Annotated in this window: 22 protein-coding genes; 13 read left to right on the top strand and 9 right to left on the bottom strand. The window is 29.6% G+C overall.

Annotated features, from left to right (window positions below):
• Nucleotides 1-54: 54 nt before the first annotated feature.
• A complete protein-coding gene (locus tag Q0772_RS14855) occupies nucleotides 55-3075 on the bottom strand; it encodes a tetratricopeptide repeat protein (protein ID WP_298346405.1) in 3021 nt (1006 codons plus the stop codon).
• Between the two features lie 356 nt (nucleotides 3076-3431).
• On the opposite strand from Q0772_RS14855, the gene Q0772_RS14850 reads away from it, so the two are divergent.
• On the top strand, nucleotides 3432-4115 hold the full coding sequence (locus Q0772_RS14850) for an ATP-binding cassette domain-containing protein (protein ID WP_298346403.1): 684 nt from the start codon (nucleotides 3432-3434) through the stop codon (nucleotides 4113-4115).
• Here Q0772_RS14850 and Q0772_RS14845 read toward each other — a convergent pair whose 3' ends face one another.
• The gene (locus tag Q0772_RS14845) at nucleotides 4116-4943 is read right to left on the bottom strand and encodes a 2OG-Fe(II) oxygenase (RefSeq protein WP_298346401.1); all 828 of its coding nucleotides are present in this window, start codon (nucleotides 4941-4943) and stop codon (nucleotides 4116-4118) included.
• Nucleotides 4944-5043: 100 nt separating this feature from the next.
• Here Q0772_RS14845 and Q0772_RS14840 point away from each other — a divergent pair, with 100 nt between their 5' ends.
• Both Q0772_RS14840 and Q0772_RS14835 read left to right on the top strand, forming a co-directional pair.
• Nucleotides 5044-5898 carry a glycosyltransferase family A protein gene (locus tag Q0772_RS14840; protein WP_298346400.1) on the top strand — a complete coding sequence of 285 codons (855 nt, stop codon included), beginning with the start codon at nucleotides 5044-5046 and terminating at the stop codon, nucleotides 5896-5898.
• Nucleotides 5895-6833 (top strand): glycosyltransferase, encoded by a 939-nt coding sequence (locus Q0772_RS14835; RefSeq protein ID WP_298346398.1) that lies wholly within the window; start codon nucleotides 5895-5897, stop codon nucleotides 6831-6833. The genes Q0772_RS14840 and Q0772_RS14835 overlap by 4 nt, the downstream gene beginning before the upstream one ends.
• A gap of 66 nt (nucleotides 6834-6899) precedes the next feature.
• Here the strand turns inward: Q0772_RS14835 and Q0772_RS14830 are convergent, their stop codons facing one another.
• The 6 genes from Q0772_RS14830 to typA form a co-directional block, all read right to left on the bottom strand.
• Complete coding sequence (locus tag Q0772_RS14830; RefSeq protein ID WP_298346396.1) at nucleotides 6900-7970, bottom strand: glycosyltransferase; 1071 nt, start codon at nucleotides 7968-7970, stop codon at nucleotides 6900-6902.
• Between the two features lie 9 nt (nucleotides 7971-7979).
• Nucleotides 7980-9059 carry a phosphoethanolamine transferase gene (locus tag Q0772_RS14825; protein WP_298346394.1) on the bottom strand — a complete coding sequence of 360 codons (1080 nt, stop codon included), beginning with the start codon at nucleotides 9057-9059 and terminating at the stop codon, nucleotides 7980-7982.
• A 545-nt stretch (nucleotides 9060-9604) separates the two neighbouring features.
• Complete coding sequence (locus Q0772_RS14820; RefSeq protein ID WP_298346392.1) at nucleotides 9605-10858, bottom strand: O-antigen translocase; 1254 nt, start codon at nucleotides 10856-10858, stop codon at nucleotides 9605-9607.
• Between the two features lie 95 nt (nucleotides 10859-10953).
• Entirely contained in the window at nucleotides 10954-12255 is a 1302-nt protein-coding gene (locus Q0772_RS14815; RefSeq protein ID WP_298346390.1) for an O-antigen translocase, read from the bottom strand.
• A 184-nt stretch (nucleotides 12256-12439) separates the two neighbouring features.
• Entirely contained in the window at nucleotides 12440-12670 is a 231-nt protein-coding gene (locus Q0772_RS14810) for a uroporphyrinogen decarboxylase (protein WP_298346388.1), read from the bottom strand.
• 1 nt (nucleotide 12671) lies between these two features.
• Nucleotides 12672-14471, bottom strand: coding sequence for a translational GTPase TypA (gene typA, locus Q0772_RS14805; RefSeq protein ID WP_298346385.1), 1800 nt, complete (start codon nucleotides 14469-14471; stop codon nucleotides 12672-12674).
• 142 nt (nucleotides 14472-14613) lie between these two features.
• Here typA and Q0772_RS14800 point away from each other — a divergent pair, with 142 nt between their 5' ends.
• The 3 genes from Q0772_RS14800 to Q0772_RS14790 all read left to right on the top strand — a co-directional run bounded on the left by Q0772_RS14800 (nucleotide 14614) and on the right by Q0772_RS14790 (nucleotide 16260).
• On the top strand, nucleotides 14614-14973 hold the full coding sequence (locus tag Q0772_RS14800) for a hypothetical protein (protein WP_298346383.1): 360 nt from the start codon (nucleotides 14614-14616) through the stop codon (nucleotides 14971-14973).
• Between the two features lie 191 nt (nucleotides 14974-15164).
• Nucleotides 15165-15983, top strand: a complete 819-nt coding sequence (gene kdsA / locus Q0772_RS14795; RefSeq protein WP_298346381.1) for a 3-deoxy-8-phosphooctulonate synthase — start codon at nucleotides 15165-15167, stop codon at nucleotides 15981-15983.
• Between the two features lie 40 nt (nucleotides 15984-16023).
• Complete coding sequence (locus Q0772_RS14790; RefSeq protein WP_298346379.1) at nucleotides 16024-16260, top strand: CDGSH iron-sulfur domain-containing protein; 237 nt, start codon at nucleotides 16024-16026, stop codon at nucleotides 16258-16260.
• Between the two features lie 21 nt (nucleotides 16261-16281).
• Here Q0772_RS14790 and Q0772_RS14785 read toward each other — a convergent pair whose 3' ends face one another.
• Nucleotides 16282-16650: a DUF1801 domain-containing protein gene (locus Q0772_RS14785; RefSeq protein ID WP_298346377.1), complete on the bottom strand. Its 369-nt coding sequence runs from the start codon at nucleotides 16648-16650 to the stop codon at nucleotides 16282-16284.
• A 90-nt stretch (nucleotides 16651-16740) separates the two neighbouring features.
• Between Q0772_RS14785 and Q0772_RS14780 the strand changes: the two genes are divergently transcribed.
• From Q0772_RS14780 to Q0772_RS14750, 7 genes are all read left to right on the top strand, one after another.
• The gene (locus Q0772_RS14780; protein WP_298346375.1) at nucleotides 16741-17349 is read left to right on the top strand and encodes a hypothetical protein; all 609 of its coding nucleotides are present in this window, start codon (nucleotides 16741-16743) and stop codon (nucleotides 17347-17349) included.
• A 116-nt stretch (nucleotides 17350-17465) separates the two neighbouring features.
• Complete coding sequence (locus tag Q0772_RS14775; protein WP_298346373.1) at nucleotides 17466-17759, top strand: transcriptional regulator; 294 nt, start codon at nucleotides 17466-17468, stop codon at nucleotides 17757-17759.
• A gap of 84 nt (nucleotides 17760-17843) precedes the next feature.
• Entirely contained in the window at nucleotides 17844-18341 is a 498-nt protein-coding gene (locus tag Q0772_RS14770; RefSeq protein WP_298346371.1) for a Coq4 family protein, read from the top strand.
• 12 nt (nucleotides 18342-18353) lie between these two features.
• Complete coding sequence (locus Q0772_RS14765) at nucleotides 18354-19733, top strand: DUF4173 domain-containing protein (RefSeq protein WP_298346369.1); 1380 nt, start codon at nucleotides 18354-18356, stop codon at nucleotides 19731-19733.
• A gap of 6 nt (nucleotides 19734-19739) precedes the next feature.
• A complete protein-coding gene (locus tag Q0772_RS14760; protein WP_298346367.1) occupies nucleotides 19740-20123 on the top strand; it encodes a hypothetical protein in 384 nt (127 codons plus the stop codon).
• Entirely contained in the window at nucleotides 20120-20749 is a 630-nt protein-coding gene (locus Q0772_RS14755; protein WP_298346365.1) for an ElyC/SanA/YdcF family protein, read from the top strand. Before Q0772_RS14760 ends, Q0772_RS14755 begins: the two co-directional genes overlap by 4 nt.
• Nucleotides 20746-21117, top strand: a complete 372-nt coding sequence (locus Q0772_RS14750; protein WP_298346363.1) for a DUF2809 domain-containing protein — start codon at nucleotides 20746-20748, stop codon at nucleotides 21115-21117. Before Q0772_RS14755 ends, Q0772_RS14750 begins: the two co-directional genes overlap by 4 nt.
• Nucleotides 21118-21284 lie beyond the last annotated feature (167 nt).

Raw genomic sequence — 21284 nt, 5'->3', positions numbered from 1 at the left:
ACGATTGATGATGATATGCCTAGACTTTGCTGAGCATGACCATATAACTTGTATTTAATCTTCTGAAACTATTGATGAATTTGTTTTAGCTTCTTCTCTTTTGATTTTCCTAAGTTCTGTTTTTGCTTCGGAAACCACATCTTCAAATTCTGGAAAATTTTGAATAACACTTTCTAAAATATATGTGGCTTGAAATGCATCATCTAAAGCATAATAATTCTTAGCCATTAGCACCAACCCTTTTGCACTATAGTACTTATATCCAGAAAAATCTTTTGCTAATTTCTGTACTGATGCATTAGAACCTTTATAATTTCCTTCCTTATTTTTAAAATAGGCATTAAAGTATAAAGCTTCAGCTGCTGTTTCGCCTGTAGCAACACGCTCAACTTTTGCATAAGCAGACTTTGCTTTAGTTTCATCTCCTGTTTTCATTGCAGAACGTGCAATAATAATATGGGCATCACTTTTAATTTTATTATCAATTTTTGAACTGTTTAGTACTTTTTCAGCGTAAGCTACAGCATTATCATAACTCTCTAATTGATAATTAGCCTTCATCAAGTTAGACTGTGCAAATACAATATTCTGCGGATAGTTTGCTTCTTCTTCTAAACGTTGCAAAATTGGGATGGCTTTATTCCAGCTTTTACTTTCTAAATAAAACTGAGATAGACGTGATAAAGCCTCTTCTGTAAACTCGCTTTGGCTTGCATCTACAACATACTTGTAATGCGGTGCTGCATTTTCCAACAGATCTTTCTTGTAATACATTTGAGCCAAGTAAAAATGTGATTGCAATGCATGAATTCCATTAGGGAATTGATTTAAATATCCATTAAATTGCCTTATTGCCTTATCTGTATTGTTTTCTAAATACTGCTTCTCTGCAGCTTCGTATGTGGTATTATCTAAATCGGCATCAGTTACCTCAACATAATCCAATTGCTTCACCCAATTAGCATACTCGTCCACTTTACCTAAATCAATATATATTAATCGTGCTGTTGAAACTGCCTGAACCGCTTCTGGTGTTCCTGGGTAATCACCTGCCACTTTTTTAAATTTAGTTAAAGCGCTTTCGTTTTTACTTCCATTGTAATACACCAAACCTTGACGTAACAGTGATTTTGGTACGAAAGAACTCATTCTATACTCGCTATTCAACTGATTGTAAGCTTTCATAGCTTTATCTGTTTCATTTGCTTTTACAAATGAATTACCAAGTTCATATAAAGCATCATCTCTTAATTTTGATTTTGAATACTGGTTTATAAATTGCTCTAACTCTTTTATCTTCTTTGAAGTATTACCAGCGTAACCTACACTAATTGCCTTCTGAAATGCTGGATAATCAGAATCGATTTCATTCAATCTAATTGCGTTTTCATAAGCTGAAATAGCTCTTTGGTATTGACTTGAAACGAAATGAGCATCGCCTAAACGCAGGTAGGTATCATTAAGTCTAACTTTATCTTCTTTTTTATTTGAAATAAATCGATTAAAATACTCTGTAGCTTTTCCATAATTTTTTATTTTGAAATAAGTGTAGGCTAAATTGTAATCTATATTTTCTATCTCTGGAGTTGATGATGCTTCTGATTGTTGCTGAAATTGTTTAAAACCAACCAAGGCATCATCATAATTGGTTAAGTTATAATCGGCTTCTGCTTTCCAAAAGGTTGCTCTCGATGTATATTTGGGTTCTAATGCTTCTTTTAATGAAGCATCAAAAAGCGCTTCTGCTTCTTGATAATTACCTTCATTATATAATTCTAAACCTCTATAAAAAGCTACTTTTTGATAAGCTACTTTATTTTCAAAACTCTTTTTATTTCCCAACAGGTTTAAAGCTTCTTTATAATTTTTTGAAGTTATGTATGAATCTATTAAAAGAGTTTCGATTTCTTCTTGATACGGTGTTTCAGGATATTTTTCAAGGTAACCCGCTAATACCTGTGGCGCTGATTGATACGGGTTTCCTATTTCATAACTAATCTTTGCATAATTTAACCATGCATCTTCTTGAATTTTTAAATCAAAATCCATTTGAGAAGCATTTCTAAAAGCATTTAGGGCTTCCTGCTTTTTTTCTAAATTAATATAACTCTCTCCTAAATGATAATAGGCATTTTGGGCAATAGCATTGGTCCCTCCTACTATTTTATTAAATTCTGAAATCGCATTTTCAAAATCTTTTTGTTTGTAATACGCGTAACCTAATTGGTAAAAATCTGTATTATTCCATTTACCTCTTTTACCTTTATATGCTTTTAAAAAAGGAATAGCTTCAGCATACTGTTCTAGATTAAAATAACTTTCTCCAATGATTTTTGAAAGCTCTGAAACTTCAGCTTCATCACTAGATTCTAATCTTTCCTTTGCAAGCTGAATAGCGTTTTCAAACTTTCCTAATTTAAAATTTAAATCAGCTTGATAATACGATAGTTTTTCTTTGTAACGTTCTTGATCGTTAACTTGCTCAAAGTATTCATTAGCCTTGTCGTAATCATCACCTTCATAAGCCATAAAGCCAATATAATATTTAGCTTGTGAGCCAAATTCTTGAGAGCTTTCTACGCGACTTAAATACTTTTTTGCTGTTTTATAATTTTTAGTTGTAAACGCTGTGTAACCATAATTGAAGTAAAAATTTTCACGCTCTTTTCTGGCCAAAGCGTTTTCATCTACTTTCTTATACCATTTACTAGCATAAGCATATTTCGAGTTCTCGAAGTAGTAATCAGCAACGTCTATAAATGCTGTATTTCGTTTTGTGCTAGTTGGATATTCTTTTACAAAATTCTCTATTAACTGGTCTGCATTTTGCTGATTTAAACGCACAGCGCAATTTGCTATATAATAGGTGCAATTAGACTGTAAAATGGCTTCATTAGCAGTCTTTTTTACATCACTAAACATAGATTGGGCTGCTCGATATTGCTGATTGTTATAAAGCGACAAAGCTTTTTGATAATCCACCAAACTACTTGTATATGCCGCAGATTGCTGCGCAAATATTTGAAAACTAAAACTTACTACAATTATTAGTGAAAGAAAACTTCTTTTAGTCATTCTTGGATTAATTTTAAATTTAGAATCAAAGATAAATAAAGGCTCTTTGTTTTTGTTATAAGTAAAAAACAAAAATCTTTTATTTTAGATTCCCGTTTTCACGGGAATGACAAATTCAACTGAAACCTCGATAAAATTATCTCGGAGTTAGTTTTTATTTAAACTAAATCCTATAACGTAATAATCGTGCCATAATTATAAACCAACTTATTAAATGTTAAAAAAATCCAGAAAACAGCAGATAGAAAATTAAATTTTTCAATCACAACTATTCCAAACTTTTTACGTTTAGTTTTTACTTTCAAGTTTTAAATAATACATTTACCACAGTCAACAAAAAGAACCTTGTTTAGTTTATGTCAACTCCTATTTTACAATTAAAAGATGCTTCTATTTTTCAGGGCGAAAATTTAGTCCTCTCTGATGTTAATGTAGAAATTAACAAAGGAGATTTCGTGTATTTAATTGGAAAAACAGGAACTGGAAAAAGTAGTTTTATGAAAACACTTTATGCCGATTTACCGCTTACAGAAGGAGAAGGCCATATTGTTGATTTCGATTTAAAAACATTAAAAGAAAAAGACATTCCTTTTTTAAGACGAAAATTAGGAGTTGTTTTCCAAGATTTTAAATTATTAAGTGATAGAACGATTAATGATAATCTACGTTTTGTTTTAAAAGCTACAGGCTGGAAAGACAAAGATAAAATGAACGCAAGAATAGAAGAGGTTTTGAATAAAGTAGATATGAAAACCAAAGGCTTTAAATTTCCACACGAACTTTCTGGTGGCGAACAACAGCGTGTGGCCATTGCAAGAGCTTTATTAAATGATCCTGAGTTAATTTTAGCAGACGAACCTACAGGAAACTTAGACCCACAAACAAGTGTAGAAGTTATGGAAGTTTTGCAAGACATAAACAAAAATGGTAATACCATTTTAATGGCTACACATGACTATGCTTTGCTACTAAAATACCCAAGCAAAACTTTAAAATGTGACGACAATCAGGTTTATGAAGTAGTGCAGCGTAAAGGATAATCAATTATGCTTTTTGTAAACGTGAGGGTTTTTTCTAATGCCCTTTTTAAATACTTGCCTAACAAACATTCTTAATCCAGAATCACAATCTAATACTAAATTTTTCAATGTTTCATCTGGTCTTCCTCTGTACTTCGTCACATGAAATTTATCTGTTTCCTTTAAGGGGTTATCACTAAAATAGTAATTGGATATACAACGTCTATATTCATCAACTTCAACTTTATTTACAGAATGCCATGAAGTTTGATGAGTAGCCATTATTACTAGTCGATTAAAACTACTTTCAATCAATATTGGCTCTTTTTTAGGACCATTAGGCCAAAGCTCTAAATGACCTCCATTCTCTTTTTTCCAATTAGGAGTAACATAATAAAGTAAGTTCAATACCCTCCATCTTTCACGTTCTGAATCATGAGAATTATCTAAGTGGGGATTTAAAAAATTATTTTTAGCCATTAAAGACAATCCCCCAGCATATAGAGATTCATCAGCATATAGAGATTCTATATCACATATCTCCCCAATTAAATCTATTATACGCTTATCTTGAAAAGCATAAAGTACTTCCTCTAATAATGGATTATGCCGATTCATTTGAGCTGAGATATATTTATATTCTCGTATACTTTTTAGGCATCTCATTTCTTCCATTTGAGGAAATGATTCAAAACAAGCAACGGCTAATTCTTCAGGAAGCAAATTATCAATATAAAAATGACCTATATCTGGCTTGGTTTCAAAATACCCCCCCTTTAAACGCGACTTTTCATAAACTAATCTATCTAAAATCAAATTTGCTATTTCAATTCTTGATATTTTTCTCATGAGTACTAGATATAGTTAATGCAATTTAAACTTTATCTATTTAAATAAAAAGGAAATATTCAACTTAAAACTGTATTTTTGAGTTTTATTTAAGCCTGTAATGCTTTCTATTTTAATTCCCACTTTCAACTACAATGTTACACCTCTAGTAGAAGAACTTTCCAAACAAGTAATTGATTGCGGTATAACCTATGAGATTTTGGTCATTGATGATGGATCATTATCAGCAAGTAATAGCAAAAATAAATCTATCAATAACTTAAATAATTGCACTTTTGAATCCTTAAAAACTAATATTGGCAGAAGTGCAATAAGAAATTTATTGGCTAAAAAAGCACAGTACAACCTCCTTATTTTTATTGATGCCGGTACGTTTCCAAAACATAACAATCTAATCAATAGATATCTGACTTTTAAAAACAAAAATGTAGTTTGTGGAGGCATGACGCAACTTGAAAACCCTCCCAAAAAACCTTATAAATTAAGATGGTTATATACAAAAAAACGAGAGTTTAAAACTTTGTGTTCTTCTAATTTTATGATAAATAAAGATATTTTCTTTTCAAATCCATTTGATGAAACACTAAAAAAATATGGATGTGAAGATGTTCTTTTTTTTTCAGAATTAGCTGATAAAAAAACAGAAATTCTATTCATTAACAATCCTGTTACACATAATGCAGATGATGATGCTAATAGATTCATAAAAAAAACTGAAGATGCAATAAGAAACCTAATTGTTTTAATTCAAGACAAAAAAATAAATTCAAATAAATATATTATTTCGGAAATTTATTCAGTATTGCACAAATTGAGATTGAGTTTTTTAGTGGCTAAAATTTTTGTTTTTTTTAAACCAGCATTATTAAAGAATTTTAATTCATCATACCCTTCTATTTTTCTTTATGATTTTTATAGATTAGGTTATTTTTGTCTAATTAAAACAAAACAATGACTCCTTTCTTTTCTGTTGTAATACCACTTTATAATAAGGAAGCTTTTATAGAAAAGACCATAAAAAGTGTTCTTAACCAAGATTTACAAGACTTCGAACTTATAATTGTCGATGATGGAAGTACGGACAATAGTTTTAAAATTGTATCAAACTATAAAAATTCTAAAATAAGAATTCTAAAACAGTTAAACCAAGGAGTTTCTGTAGCTAGAAATAATGGTATTGAAAACTCAAAAGGAAATTATATTGCATTATTAGATGCTGATGATTTATGGTCTAAAAACCACTTATTTGAGCTCAAAAGACAGATATTATTTTTCCCTAATGCCGGACTTTATTGTAATAATTATGAGATTTTTTATTCTAAAAGCCTTACACGGCCTGCTAATTTGAACTTCCGTTTTAATAAAGAATGCTTGATTGTTAAAGACTTTTTTATGGCTAGTATAACACAATCTGTCGCATGGACTTCGGCAGTTGCATTTGAAAAAGAGAAATTTAAAAGTGTTGGTAGTTTTAATACATCATTAAAAACAGCTCAAGATTTAGACTTGTGGATTAAAATGGCTTTAAAATATCCTGTTTCATTTAACCCTTGCATAACTATGTCTTATAAATTGTATGTTGAAGAGAGTCTATCTAAAAATGAGTATAATGACATTCGTTACGAATTTATTAACAGCTATAAAGAAGATGAAAAAAATAACTCATCATTAAAAGTCTATTTGGATGTTAACAGATATGCACTTGCTATTAGATGTTTATTGAACGATGAAAACCAAATTTATAATAAGGTAAAAAAGGAAATTAATTATGGTAATTTAAATTTCAAACAAAAGTTACTCATAAATTCACCAAAATTCTTATTACTTATAGCAAAAGGATTACACAATATACTAAAAAAAACAGGGTTTTATTTGAGTGCTTATAAATAGAGTGTAACTTTTTCTTATACCAAATGAAACTTAATGGATGGGTTTAAAAAAGACTAAGTGAATCCATTAAATCAATAACTCACGCCAATCTTTGGTAATATTTTCTATAGAAAATTTTTCTACACTAGTTTTAGCATTATTTTTACATTTTAAATAAAGGATATTATCTTCAATCATTCTATCAAAAGCATTTGCTAATGCAGATACATTATGGTTTTCAACTAAAAGCCCGTTGTATTCATTCTGGATAATCTCATTTGGCCCTGATTTACAATTTACCGAAATAACAGGAGTGCCATAACTTAAGGACTCAATTAAAACTCTTGGAAACCCCTCATAGTAACTAGTTAATGTTGTATAAATTGCTCTTTTAACATAAGGAAATGGGTTTTTTAAAAATGGTACATAATAGACTCTGTCTTTTAGTTCTAAACTATTTATTTTTTCATGTAATAATTCAACATCTTTGCCTTGACCAATTATACAAAGCTTAATATTTTTAGTGAGTAAAATAGATTTCTTATATGCATTTAGTAAAAGGTCAAAATTCTTAACATTGTTTTCTATTCGTCCATACCACAAAATAAATTTACCATCAATGTCAAAATGTTCAGTTGTTCTGGCTTCTGTTATATTGATATCAACTGGATTATATATTTGCCTAACATTTTGTAAATTATAATTTATCTTTATTGATCTCATAATCTCTTTACTGACAGCAACTAGAGTAGTATTTCTATTATAAATTAATTTAGATAGTATCTTACTACTAGGAAAGTATCTTTTTAAATAAAAGCTTCTTACTAATGAAATTTTCCTTTTTGCAAGAAAAATATAATTATATAAAATATACTCTTTAAGAAAACTAGGTCTAGTTCGATTATCAATAATTATATCGAAATTATGATGTTTGAAAAAAGATCTTAATATTTTAAATTTCTTAAAACTTGTTAAACCTCCACCATATTCTCTCTCTAAATCAAATAAATTGCCCGCATATTTATAATCTATATCGCTTTTAGTAATTACTATGTATACTTCATAACGAAGATCAAAAAGTATTTTCGAGAGCATTGCAGTTGACCTTTCTGCTCCTCCTTTACCCAACGAAGTACCAACTACACAAACCTTTTTCATACTTAAATATTAATTTAAAAAGTTGTCGTAATCTATAGTGTCTCTTATAATTCGCTTTCTATCTTTAAAATATTTATTAAAAATACTCCGAGTAGAATCAACCCTATTCGCATTTACCCCTGTTAAATCTGCAATTCCATGAAAAATATCATCAATCATAAACTTAGAATCTAAATTTAGAGATACTTCGCTTTTATTTTGATACTTTTTAGAACACCATAAAACCATAGGAATCTCATAAATATTTTTAGTCAAGTTTTCATCCCTAAAATGTCCTGAAAATGCTATTTCATCATATACCTCTTCACCATGGTCTGAAAAATATAATACGAAACTAATAACATTATGTTTTCTAATTGTTTCAATAACAGTTCTAATAATATAATCTGAATACCTAATGGCATTATCGTAAGCATTTATCTGTTCATAAATATAATCCTCATTGAATTTACTTCTTGGGATTTGATTATTAAAAAACTTAAAATTATCTGGATATCTATAAGCATAATTAACATGTGCTCCTAATGTATGTAAAAAAATAATTTTTTTGTCCCCCTCTTCTAATAAAACTTCGTTCATTTTTTCAACTAAGCTTCCATCAAAAAGAGTTTTTTCTTTTGAATGCTTTATATTCAAAAAAATTGCTTTTTTAGCACCTAGCCCTATTTTTGTAATATGCGAGTCATTAACTCCTATGGGCTTTTGATTTGAAATCCAATAGGTTTTAAAATTTGCCTGATTTAAGAGTTGTAAAATAGAGCCATCATACTTAGCATTTGGATTTTCATAATTACCTAAAGTTAAAGCTTTTGTTAAACTAGCAATAGTATATGTTTCTGGACTTATAACGTCATTATATATTAGTAATTCATCCTCTATTTCTCCTAGTAAAGGTGTTGTATCCCTGTAATAATCATATAATCCAAAATGCAAACGTGATGTAGCTTCTCCAATGATAATGATATAAATTTCTTGATCGTTACTTGACCATTTTCTATGAACGTTTTTAAAATTTCCATACTTATCATTTGCATATTCACCTAACTTCTTTCCTTCTTTATAATATTGAATACTTGCTCTTACTACCATGTAGGGCAAATTATAGATTATTAATTCAGAAAATTTCAAAAACGAAAAAATCACTACAATTAGACCAAATATCTTTATTTTATTGATTTTAAATTTTGAAAAAGCAACCTGCTTTAAATTGAAATATGTATGGATAATTATCAATAAAACAATTACTCCAAATACTATTATTGATCTATCTATATAAAAATCTATAAATTCTATACTTTCACTAGAATTTGAATCTAAAATTACAAAGACAGTAGACGAATTGAAAGTTGTTTGAAACAAATAATAATATACGGTTTCAATAAAAATTATTAAACAAAACACCAAAAAGAAGGGAACAAATATTCTTTTATTTATAGCCTTACTAGCAATGAAATAATGAATACTAATAAAAATTATAGTGAATAGGATATTCTCAATTAAGTTTAAAAAAATACTTTTTGATATTTCATTAAAAAAAAGATCAAATAGAAATGCTAGAGATAAAACTAAGAGATATTTAGATAAAACATTATTAAAAACTTTCATATTAATATTTTGACTTGTCCAATATCAGTCTACAAAATCTTAGCAAATAATTTATCCCTCAAGATAATAAGCACCACAATAAAAAACACAACATACCTAATAAAATGAGCTAGAACAACACCATCTGTTCCGTAAATATCTATAAAATAAACTGAAAAACAATAAAACAATAAAACAGATAATAACTCAGTAGAAATAAAATACCCTATTTGCCTTTTTGCTATAAACTGATAAGATAGAACAATAGCTATAAATTTTACTAAATCACCCAATAACTGCCATTTAAATAGGCTAGACATCCCCAAAAACTCATTCGTATATAGTGCTTTAATGATATATACTCTAAAAACAAAAACTATAAGCATGCCTACCACAAGAAGCGGTAATAACATTTTATAAATTTTGATAATTTCTTTTCTAAAATCAAGTGTATTTGAAATTTTTGAATACATAGGCAATATGTATAATGGAAAAATTGCTGCTGTGAACTGCATATATATTCTTGAAATAGAAGTCATAGCTGTCCAATTACCTGCTTCAACAATACTTTGTTTTTCTTCAATTAAGTGTCTTATCGCAATATCTATTACATTACTAAAAAATATAACAATAATAGTCATTAAACTATAGGACAACAGTTGGTTTTTAAAACTTAAATTGAGTTTTATTCGTTTTAAGTCAATAAAATTATTATAGATTCCTTTACTAAAAATAATGTAAATTATAAATTGTAGTAAAGGAACGCTACTTATAGCAATTAAACTTCCTATTATACCAAATTTATAGGTAAGAAAAACAATTAAAAAAGTACTTAATACTATAATTATCAAACCCATTTTAGAAAATAACTTATATGCCGACAAGCCATTTAGCAAAGCGTATAAAATACCGTTAATAGCTATAAAAGGGATAGTAAATGCTAAGATTTTAAAAACAAAACCATACTGTTTACCTATTCCAAAAATAGCTTCGCTTAAGGTGTTAGACCAAAAAAATAAAGTAATGAACGATACTATTGAAGCTATCGCTGAAAAAACAAAAACGGTGGAGAATAAATTATTTAATTGCCTTTTGTCGTCCTTACACTCTGAAATGTACTTTACTAAGCCATTTGAAGTACCTAAAATAGAAAATTGCTCAAAAAAGCGATTAACATTCTTTAAGTTACCAATTAAGGCAATGCCTTCTGCACCAATTAAAATAGCCAAAACTTTCTGAGAGATTAATGAAAAGAACATTCTAACAACTACCAAAACAGTGTTTACAGATGTTACCTTGAGCAATAAATTATTTTTTATAAAATTTGGGGTTTTCAAGAATAATTCAAAATTAATTAATGTCTTGGCTATGTCACAAGATATAAAAAAGAAGAAGGACTTTAATTCCCTTCACTTTCTACACCAAAAAGAGAACTGCTAAAAATTAGCAAAATAATCCCATAATACATCACATAACTTATAAAATGAGCTATAACTGCACCTTTGATATTATTTAACATATCAATGAAATAGATACTAGTTGTATAAAGTATAATAATTAAAAAAGCCTCTGTTAATATATAATGCCAAAACATTTTTTTTGCCAAAAACTGATAAGCAATAATAATAGATAATATTTTTATAAAATCCCCTAGTAGCTGAAACAAGAATAGATCTTCAACAGGCTCAAACTCTTTCGAAAAAACGGTAACTACAATGTAGTGCTTTAACAAGTAAATCAACAATAATCCAACTGACAAAACAGGAATTATTGTTTTGTAGAAACTAACAACTTCTTTCTTAAATGCTCGGGTACTGCTTATTTCAGAAAATCGTGGCAATAAATATAAAGCAATTAAAGAACTTACAAACATCAAATAGTAATTTGATATTCTTGTCATAGCTTCCCAAAAACCAGCATCCTTATAACCTATATTTTCAATTATATAAGATCTTATTATTATTGCAACTAAAGGTAACAAAACTGCCGAAAAAAAAGCCATTAATGAATATGGACTTAGTTTTTTCAAAATTTCTAAACTAACATGACTAACTTTTATATGCTTTATTAAACTCTTTCTATTAATAATTCCAACCAGTGTAATTAAGAATATTAATGATTCTGCTATTACTACAGAGATTAAAGCGCCATCAATCTTATTTTGATATATTAAAAGTAGAGCAATAGCGACACTTAATATCTGACCGATAATATTAATGATTATGAGAATTTTATACTTTGAAAACCCATTCATTATAGAGAAAGTGAACATATTTAAAGCATAAAAGGGCAATACTATAGCAAAAATTCGTATCACATAAGCATAATCGTTGTATGTTGGAAAAATGATATTGTTAATCCATTCGGACTTGAAATAACAAAAAAATGACACTGTGATAGTGGCAATAAAACCTACATAATAAACTGTAGATAAGGTTTTACTGAGCTTTACTGTGTTTTCCTTGAATTCTGAAACATACTTAACAACACCCTTATACAATCCTAAGGTGGCAACAGTTTGGAAAGAGCCAACGAAGTTTCTTAAATTACCAATTAATGCTAAACCCTCGGCCCCAATAAATATAGCGATAGCTTTGGATGTTAGTATACCAGCTAGTACTCTGGTTAACACGGAAGCGGTTTGCAAAGAAGTAATTTTAACTAAAACCTTACTATTTATATAGTTTATTAATTTTTTCAATTAATATAAATTTCCATTGGCTACTATTCCCTCGTAACACTAATTTGTTTCTTTAAACGCTGAAAAGAATTTATTTATTTTATTACATTCTGCCTAATCATTCAAATATACAAAATGATTTATGTCTCACTTAATTTGGCTTCAAAAATTATAAGAAATTACACCGATTAAAATCAGTATACGTTTATTTGTTTTTTAAAATATAATACACGTTTATTACTAATATAGCAACGTTGGTTATAATTATTGGCTTAGAAATAGGCTCAAGTACTATACCATAAACCACAAATAATAAACACCCAAAAGCATTGACTATTCGTAACTTATTTACAGATTTCATTAGGAATGAGATAAGAACTGTTGCCATAGCAGCATACCCAGTCCATTCTATCCATGAAATTCCTAAAAACTCCAATTTATATTGATTTATTTCGCTTACGCTCTACTTCTGTTAAGTAGATTTTACGCAAACGTAAGTGGTTTGGCGTCACCTCAACATACTCATCTTTTTGAATATATTCTAGCGCTTCTTCCAAAGAGAATTTAATTGCAGGAACAATTTTAGCTTTATCATCAGCACCAGAAGAACGTACGTTACTTAACTTTTTAGTTTTTGTAACGTTAACCGTCATATCATCACCACGAGAATTTTCACCAATAACCTGTCCTTCATAAATATCTTCACCTGGGTCTACAAAAAACTTACCTCTATCTTGTAATTTATCAATAGAATAAGGAATAGCTTGCCCTTTTTCCATAGATACTAAAGATCCATTCTGACGTTCAGGAATACCACCTTTTAATGGTTGATATTCTTTAAAACGGTGTGCCATAATAGCTTCACCAGCAGTAGCAGTTAGTAATTGGTTACGCAAACCTATAATTCCTCTTGATGGGATAATAAATTCACAAACCATTCGCTCACCTTTGGCTTCCATACTAAGCATTTCACCTTTTCGCATCGTTACCATTTCAATAGCTTTACCAGAAACAGTTTCTGGTAAATCAATTGTCATTTCTTCAACTGGCTCGCATTTTACACCATCAACTTCTTTGATGATAACTTGAGGCTGTCCAATTTGCAATTCATAGCCTTCACGACGCATCGTTTCTATTAAAACAGATAAGTGTAATACACCACGCCCAAAAACCATAAACTTATCAGCACTATCTGTTTCTTCAACTTTAAGTGCTAAGTTTTTTTCTAACTCCTTAGTTAATCTATCTTTAATATGTCTAGAGGTAACGTATTTACCATCCTTCCCAAAGAAAGGCGAATCGTTAATAGTAAACAACATACTCATAGTAGGCTCATCAATAGCTATTGTTTTTAAACCTTCTGGGGCTTCCCAATCAGCAACAGTATCTCCAATTTCAAAACCTTCTAAACCAACAATGGCACAAATATCGCCTGCCTGTACCTCTTCTACTTTTTTTCTACCTAAACCTTCAAAAGTATGCAACTCCTTAATTTTAGACTTAACAATACTTCCATCGCGCTTTACTAAAGAAATATTTTGACCAACTTTAAGCTCACCTCGTGTTAAACGTCCAATTGCTATTCGTCCTGTAAAAGAAGAAAAGTCTAACGAGGTAATTAACATTTGTGTAGTGCCTTCTTCAATTTTAGGTTCTGGAATATGCTCAATAACCATATCCAATAAAGGCTCTATATTTTCAGTTTCATTCTGCCAATCATCACTCATCCAATTGTTTTTCGCAGAACCATAAACCGTTGGAAAATCTAATTGCCACTCTTCAGCACCCAATTCAAACATTAAATCAAACACCTTTTCATGTACCTCATCTGGTGTGCAATTTTCTTTATCCACTTTATTTACAACCACACAAGGCTTTAAACCTAAATCAATGGCTTTCTGTAAAACAAAACGTGTCTGTGGCATTGGGCCTTCAAAAGCATCAACTAATAACAAAACACCATCAGCCATATTAAGCACACGCTCCACTTCTCCACCAAAATCGGCGTGACCAGGGGTATCAATAATATTAATTTTTGTGTCTTTATAAATTACAGAAACGTTTTTAGATGTAATGGTTATACCTCTTTCACGCTCTAAATCATTATTATCTAGAATTAAATCACCTGTATTTTCATTTTCACGAAATAACTGACAGTGGTACATAATTTTATCAACCAAAGTCGTTTTACCATGATCTACGTGCGCAATAATTGCAATGTTTTTAATATTAGCCATAATAGTGCCTTATTTTAAGCGTGCAAATGTACGTGTTATTTAGTTAAAAATATGTTATAATTAAAAGCTATTATAATTTTTTAAGCTACGTTTTCGTTAATTTTAATGTTTAACCACTCTAACTAATAGTAAATCTCTCAACATGTCCCTAGTCTCTCGATATACAAAGTTTATCCCATACCTTTATTTTATTGCCATTTCTGCATATTGGTTTACCATTTTAAATAAAAGTGAAGACATAACAGCCTACCCCATTTTATTATTTGGAATTCCGTTTTTATGGCAAATCATCAAGCCTAATAAAAATCTAAATTTAACATTAGGCATCTCATTTGTATGTATCTCATCGTACCTTATACTAGCCTATCTATCAGATATTTTGCAAATAGTATCTCTTTCTCAACCTGTAAAACAACTCATGATGTATGGTGGATTATTTGTTTTCGGAAGCCTCGTTATGGCGCTTTGGATTATAAAAAACAGTCTCAACAAAACGTTGTAAAACCTTTGGGCGTTACCCTTAGGGTCGGGCTTTACGCTATATCTTTTTTGAGAAAAACAAAAAAGGATGCCGCTTCAATCCCTAACGCGGGTAAATCTGCCAACACCAAATATATTTTAGTAAAGCCAGTGCTAATTTATCAAAAACGTTAAAACTCCTTTTTGTAACTTTACGGCTTAAATTTTACATAAATGAAGCTGACGGACATTCCAAAAATAAAGCATACAAATTCTAATAACTTTTTTCTATTATGCGGCCCATGTGCCATCGAAGGCGAAGATATGGCACTACGCATAGCCGAAAAGGTAATATCAATCACAGATAAATTAGAAATCCCTTATGTATTTAAAGGCAGCTTCAAAAAAGCTAACCGAAGTAGAATTGATAGTTTTACTGGAATAGGCGATGAAAAAGCACTAAAAATTCTTCGAAAAGTTTCAGAAACGTTTGATGTACCAACCGTAACCGATATTCATGAAATTTCTGATGCTATAAAAGCAGCAGAATATGTTGATGTATTGCAAATTCCAGCGTTCTTAGTACGCCAAACCGATTTGGTAGTTGCCGCTGCAGAAACCGGTAAAGTAGTAAACTTAAAAAAAGGACAATTCATGAGCCCCGAAGCCATGAAACACGCCGTACAAAAAGTAAAAGATACTGGTAGCAACAAAGCTTGGATAACAGATAGAGGCACCATGTTTGGTTATCAAGATATGATTGTAGATTTTCGAGGTATCCCAACCATGCGTCAATATGCACCAACGGTTTTAGATGTTACCCACTCTTTACAACAACCTAACCAATCTGCTGGAGTCACTGGTGGACGACCAGATATGATTGAAACTATTGCCAGAGCAGGTGTAGTAAATCATGTAGATGGTTTATTTATAGAGACACATTTTGATCCTGCTAATGCAAAAAGTGATGGAGCCAATATGCTACACCTCGATAATTTAGAATCGTTATTAACTAACCTAGTTACCATCAGAAAAACTATAAACAGTTTATAATAAATAGTATCTTAGATAAAAATTGTCTTAAAAAAATACTATGGAAAACAATAAACGAGGAGGAGATGCTCCAATACAATGTGAACTAGAAGCTAATAAAAACTATGCATGGTGTACCTGCGGACATAGTAACGAGCAACCCTTCTGCAACGGATCTCACAGAGCCGAAAAAGCAACACCTTCGATGGTATTTACTGTTGAAGAAAATAAAACAGCTTACCTGTGCACTTGCAAACAAACTAAAAATCCACCATACTGTGATGGTTCTCATAACTAGAATTTAGCTTACAAAACCAATTTACTTATTATAAAACGATTTTCCTTTTTGCTTTTTTGCCTCCTCTAGGATAGCAATAAAAATAGCATCATCAATCTCTTCTACAGATTTATAGCGTAACGATTTAACAACCTTACGATTTTCGCTAACCAAATACGCATCAAACTTATCCAGATAAGCAGAATGCCAAAATCCAATATCCACAAATTGTTTTTTATGACTAGCATTAAGGTAGCACATTGGCGTCTCTCCTATGTAATAACAAGGAATTCGCCATTTGTATTTTAATTCAACCTCAGGAATAGTGTGCTCTATAATAACTTGAATATGCATCAAAATAGAACGGTATGGTTCGGGTTGATTCAATATATATTCTTCAGCTGGATTCATTTTCAAACTTTAATAATTATTAAATTAACAAAAATTTATAAAGCAAAATTCAAAAATATTTATTTACTTTGCAATTCAAAGTACTTTAAAATGGAATCAAAAGATTATTTAAAAGACATAAGTGATATTAAAGATATGATGAATAAATCATCACGCTTTATTTCGCTTAGTGGACTATCTGGAATTTTGGCAGGTATTTATGCTTTAATAGGTGCAGCTATAGCCTATTGGTTAGTAATAACATACAGTAGTGGTGTTTTAACACTTAATGGTTGGGTTTTTGAATCCTGCTTGTTAACCTTAGCCATTATAGCACTTTTAAGCATTAGTACTGGAATACTATTAACTACCCGAAAAGCTAAAAAAGATGGAGCCAAAATTTGGGATACTACTTCCAGACGTTTAGTAATTAACTTCTTAATACCCTTAATAGTTGGTGGTCTCTATATCTTAATTATTTTAAGTCAAGGAAAGTATGGTCAATCGGGTGGTTTAATGTTAATTTTTTATGGTTTAGCATTAGTAAATGCATCTAAGTATAGTATTGGAGATATTCAGTATTTAGGATACATTCAAATTGGATTAGGTTTAATTGGAGCCTATGAACCTGGTTACGGATTTTGGCTATGGGTAATAGGTTTTGGAATTATGCATATTATTTATGGTACTTGGATGCATTTTAAATATGATAAATCATAATGAGTAAAAGAAAAAAACTAGTTATAATATTATTAATTATCATAGTTTTGATTCTAGTATGGATAGAATTAGGTGTTGGTATTTTTGGAACACCTTGGGCAGGAAGTTAAGTTATAATGAGTATAATAACCAACATAAATAAAGCATTCGATCATCGCATTAGATTAGGCATCATGTCCATTCTAATGGTAAATGAGTATGCCGATTTTAATATGCTAAAAGAACTTTTAGGAGCTACAGATGGCAATTTAGCTAGCCATACCAAAGCCCTTGAAAAAGAAGAATATATAAAAGTAGAAAAGCAATTTATAGGCCGAAAACCAAACACTCGTTACTCTACCACAAAACTAGGAAGAGAAGCATTTAAAAAACATATTGACGCCCTTGAAAAATTAATTAACAAACAATAACCCCTTGCCTTTGCAAGAATACAAAATAGAAAACAAATTTTTTTATCAATTTACTTTGTAATCCAAAGTACTTTACTATAAGTGATGAAACATAGAAAAAAACTAATAGCATGGTTGTTTAAAAAATCTCAAAAGATTTATGGTGATTTATTTATAAATCGTAAACCTTGGGGTATTAAAAAAGGGGACCTTTTAAATTATCCTGAAGACTCATTTGGTAAGCACTTAGGCATCTTTCTTAATGAAAACAATTTTGAATTGATCCCAAAAGGAGAACGTCATGATGCATACCATACATTAACTGGTTATAAAACTAAAGTTGAAGACGAAATAGCTTTACAATACTTATGCATTGGAAATGGAAAAAGAAGTTTATATGCAATAGGAGCTGCTGTTTTTGGTGGTATAGTGCTTCCTGAATATTTCAATTACTATTATAAATCTTTTTGCTTAGGTAAAACAGCAAACGCATTCTATCATTTTAATTATAAGAACCTTCTATTGGTTTCTATGAATGACTTAAGGTCAGCCATTTTCTTAAAACATCAAATTAAATCAATGTATCAATATAAAACTATTTAAAATTAGTCAAAAATGAAAAACATTCCATTAATTATCGGCGCCTTATTATTTAGCACCTTGTTTCATAAACAAGGAATAGGCTTAAACCTTTCTATTTTCAATATTTTAACCTTAATTGTTCTAATTATCTACAATAAAAATGCTTTTAAACAAAAAAGCACCATTGCTTATGCAGTACTTTATCTTATCACTGCTGCTTCAATATTTATTTACAATAACTCCTTATCAATAATTGCCAATACCATAGCTTTTATAACATTAATTGGTCAAGTTTCGGAACAAAACTCTTCAATTTATGTTAATTGGTTAAACGGTTTATATACATGCATTGCTGGATTATTTCATAGAAATTTTGGTGTCAACGAAAATGAACAAAAAGTTGAATCAAAAAAAGAAATTGATTATTTACATCTCGCAAAAATCATTGGTATTCCCTTAATTATTCTTACCATTTTTATAAGTCTTTATAAAAATGGTAATCCAATGTTTAATGGTTTAATAAATGATATTGATTTTTCAATTATCAATTTTCAGTGGATTTTGGTGGCTTTATGCGGTTACTATTTACTAAGTAATATTTCAAACCCAGTAATTGTCGATCCTGCAACAATAAATGATGTTCAAACTGGTAACATACTTCCTTATCAAGAAAGCATAGAAACGGATAATCTTAAAAAAGAACATCAATTTGGTTTTATTTTAATTACAGCTTTAAATGCGTTAATAATTATTTTTCTTATAACTGATATTACTTATCTATTATCTTCAAACGATTTAAGAGCATCAGTGTTTTCTAATCAAGTTCATAGTGGTATAAATGCTTTAATTGCTTCAATAATAATTGCTATCATTATTATTCTATACTTCTTTAGAGGAGATCTTAATTTTTACAAAAAAAATAAAAACCTAAAACTCGTTGCTTACACTTGGATTATACTTAACGCCATTCTTGTAATAAATATAATTATTAAAGATGCCCAATATATTTATTACTTCGGTTTAACATATAAACGCATCGGTGTTTTAGTTTATTTACTATTAACGGTTATTGGTTTGGTAACCACTTTTATAAAAGTAAAAGACCTAAAAAACTTTTGGTATTTATTTAGAATTAATACTGTAACTGCTTTTACTATTTTGATAGTATCCTCTACAATAAACTGGGATAGTTATATCACTATTTATAATTTAAATTATGCAAAATCTATGGATTTTAATTACTTGATAGAACTTTCAAACAACAATGCTTTTATTCTCAAAAATTATTTAGATAAAAACAATTTAAATGATAAAAAGACTCTAACCATCAACCGAAAATTTAAAAACTACTTGCGCGAACTCAAGAATAAATCTTGGCAAGAATCACAATTTGACAATTTTAAACTCAAATAAAATATTGTGAATACATCTTTAACTATACTAAAAGCTACAGGACTATCATTCATCATTTTTTGGGCTATAATTTTTTCTGAAGAAAAGTTTATGCTAGATATGTTTCCTTATGTTTTCCTTTCGTTTATACCAATTGGCTTTTGCTGCTTAATAGTTATATGCTTGACTATATGTCCGTTTTTTTGGGCTAAGAATGAATCTAAAGATTCAGATACTATTTTAAAAACCTATTTTCCTTTTTATGCCATAATACTTTTTACGCTTTGTAGTTATGGGCTTATTACATCCAACCTTAATATTTTTTCCGTAGCTTTTATAATCTCAGCCTTTTTTACTTTATTAAAATCTTGGACTTGGTTAGCAAAATCTCATAAAAACAAAAAAGCATGACATATTTTAAAAGACTAATTAATCTATCTATCATAGTAATTATCCTTGTATTATTGATCGATTTCGCAATAACACATAAAACGAAACATTTTGTTTTTGACAATATAGAAACACTAAATAAAAATAAAGTAGGCCTTGTTCTGGGCGCTAGTAAATATACTTCGAATGGAAATACCAATTTATACTACAAATACCGTTTAGAAGCGGCCGTTAAATTATATAAAACAGGTAAGATTGAATTTATTTTAGTGAGTGGAGATAACGGTAGAAAAGGCTATGACGAACCAACTAATTTTAAAAACGATCTTATAAAACGGGGTATTCCTGAAGATAAAATCTATCTAGATTATGCCGGATTTAGGACTCTAGATTCAGTTGTAAGAGCAAAAGAAATTTTTGGACTATCTCAATTCACTTTAATTTCTCAAAAGTTTCATAACGAACGTGCTTTATACCTAGCACAACATTATAATATAAATGCAATTGCTTTTAATGCAAAAGACATTAAAGGGAAATATGGGTTTAAAACCAAGCTCCGAGAATATCTAGCAAGAACAAAAGCCGCAATTGATATTCTGTTTAATGTAAAACCTAAATATTTAGGTAAAAAAATTGACATTGTATGAAAATAAACAAAACATACTTAATATTAACAATAGCTCTTTTTACAATAGAAGCACTCATAGCATTTTTCCTTAAAACTGGTTTTATTCGTCATACCGTTGGTGATTTTCTAGTAGTAATTTTAATCTATTGCCTTTTTAAGAGTTTCTTTAAAATAAACTCTACAAACCTAGCAATTGCCGTATTTCTTTTTGCCCTATCTATTGAGTTACTCCAACTAATTAATATACTTAGCCTACTTGGTATGGAAAACAATAAAACAGCTATACTTCTTTTGGGTAGTACTTTTCAAATTTCAGATTTGATAGCCTATGGCTTAGGAATTATATGTTTTTTAATTATCGATTTAAAATTTATATCACATGAATAATACAAAACACCTCATGTTTTATCGTTTAAAAACTTTTGAAATCATCAGAAATCCAAAGGCTCTTTTTGATGATATACTACAGATTACCTTTAATCCATCATAAAACTCTGAAAACTTGGTTTTTCACTATATTATTTGGTTTTTCTTAAATTTAGGCTTTGAGATAG

This window comes from uncultured Algibacter sp. (genome assembly GCF_947490405.1).
Classification (GTDB): domain Bacteria; phylum Bacteroidota; class Bacteroidia; order Flavobacteriales; family Flavobacteriaceae; genus Algibacter_B.
The sequence above is the reverse complement of the archived record's forward strand: the minus strand, read 5'-3'. Positions and strand labels throughout refer to the sequence as shown.

Coding starts and splice junctions, on each gene's coding strand:
- Q0772_RS14855 (WP_298346405.1), bottom strand. CDS start 3,075: ATGACTAAAAGAAGTTTTCTTTCACTAATAATTGTAGTAAGTTTTAGT.
- Q0772_RS14850 (WP_298346403.1), top strand. CDS start 3,432: ATGTCAACTCCTATTTTACAATTAAAAGATGCTTCTATTTTTCAGGGC.
- Q0772_RS14845 (WP_298346401.1), bottom strand. CDS start 4,943: ATGAGAAAAATATCAAGAATTGAAATAGCAAATTTGATTTTAGATAGA.
- Q0772_RS14840 (WP_298346400.1), top strand. CDS start 5,044: ATGCTTTCTATTTTAATTCCCACTTTCAACTACAATGTTACACCTCTA.
- Q0772_RS14835 (WP_298346398.1), top strand. CDS start 5,895: ATGACTCCTTTCTTTTCTGTTGTAATACCACTTTATAATAAGGAAGCT.
- Q0772_RS14830 (WP_298346396.1), bottom strand. CDS start 7,970: ATGAAAAAGGTTTGTGTAGTTGGTACTTCGTTGGGTAAAGGAGGAGCA.
- Q0772_RS14825 (WP_298346394.1), bottom strand. CDS start 9,059: ATGGTAGTAAGAGCAAGTATTCAATATTATAAAGAAGGAAAGAAGTTA.
- typA (WP_298346385.1), bottom strand. CDS start 14,471: ATGGCTAATATTAAAAACATTGCAATTATTGCGCACGTAGATCATGGT.
- Q0772_RS14800 (WP_298346383.1), top strand. CDS start 14,614: ATGTCCCTAGTCTCTCGATATACAAAGTTTATCCCATACCTTTATTTT.
- kdsA (WP_298346381.1), top strand. CDS start 15,165: ATGAAGCTGACGGACATTCCAAAAATAAAGCATACAAATTCTAATAAC.
- Q0772_RS14790 (WP_298346379.1), top strand. CDS start 16,024: ATGGAAAACAATAAACGAGGAGGAGATGCTCCAATACAATGTGAACTA.
- Q0772_RS14785 (WP_298346377.1), bottom strand. CDS start 16,650: ATGAATCCAGCTGAAGAATATATATTGAATCAACCCGAACCATACCGT.
- Q0772_RS14780 (WP_298346375.1), top strand. CDS start 16,741: ATGGAATCAAAAGATTATTTAAAAGACATAAGTGATATTAAAGATATG.
- Q0772_RS14775 (WP_298346373.1), top strand. CDS start 17,466: ATGAGTATAATAACCAACATAAATAAAGCATTCGATCATCGCATTAGA.
- Q0772_RS14770 (WP_298346371.1), top strand. CDS start 17,844: ATGAAACATAGAAAAAAACTAATAGCATGGTTGTTTAAAAAATCTCAA.
- Q0772_RS14765 (WP_298346369.1), top strand. CDS start 18,354: ATGAAAAACATTCCATTAATTATCGGCGCCTTATTATTTAGCACCTTG.
- Q0772_RS14755 (WP_298346365.1), top strand. CDS start 20,120: ATGACATATTTTAAAAGACTAATTAATCTATCTATCATAGTAATTATC.
- Q0772_RS14750 (WP_298346363.1), top strand. CDS start 20,746: ATGAAAATAAACAAAACATACTTAATATTAACAATAGCTCTTTTTACA.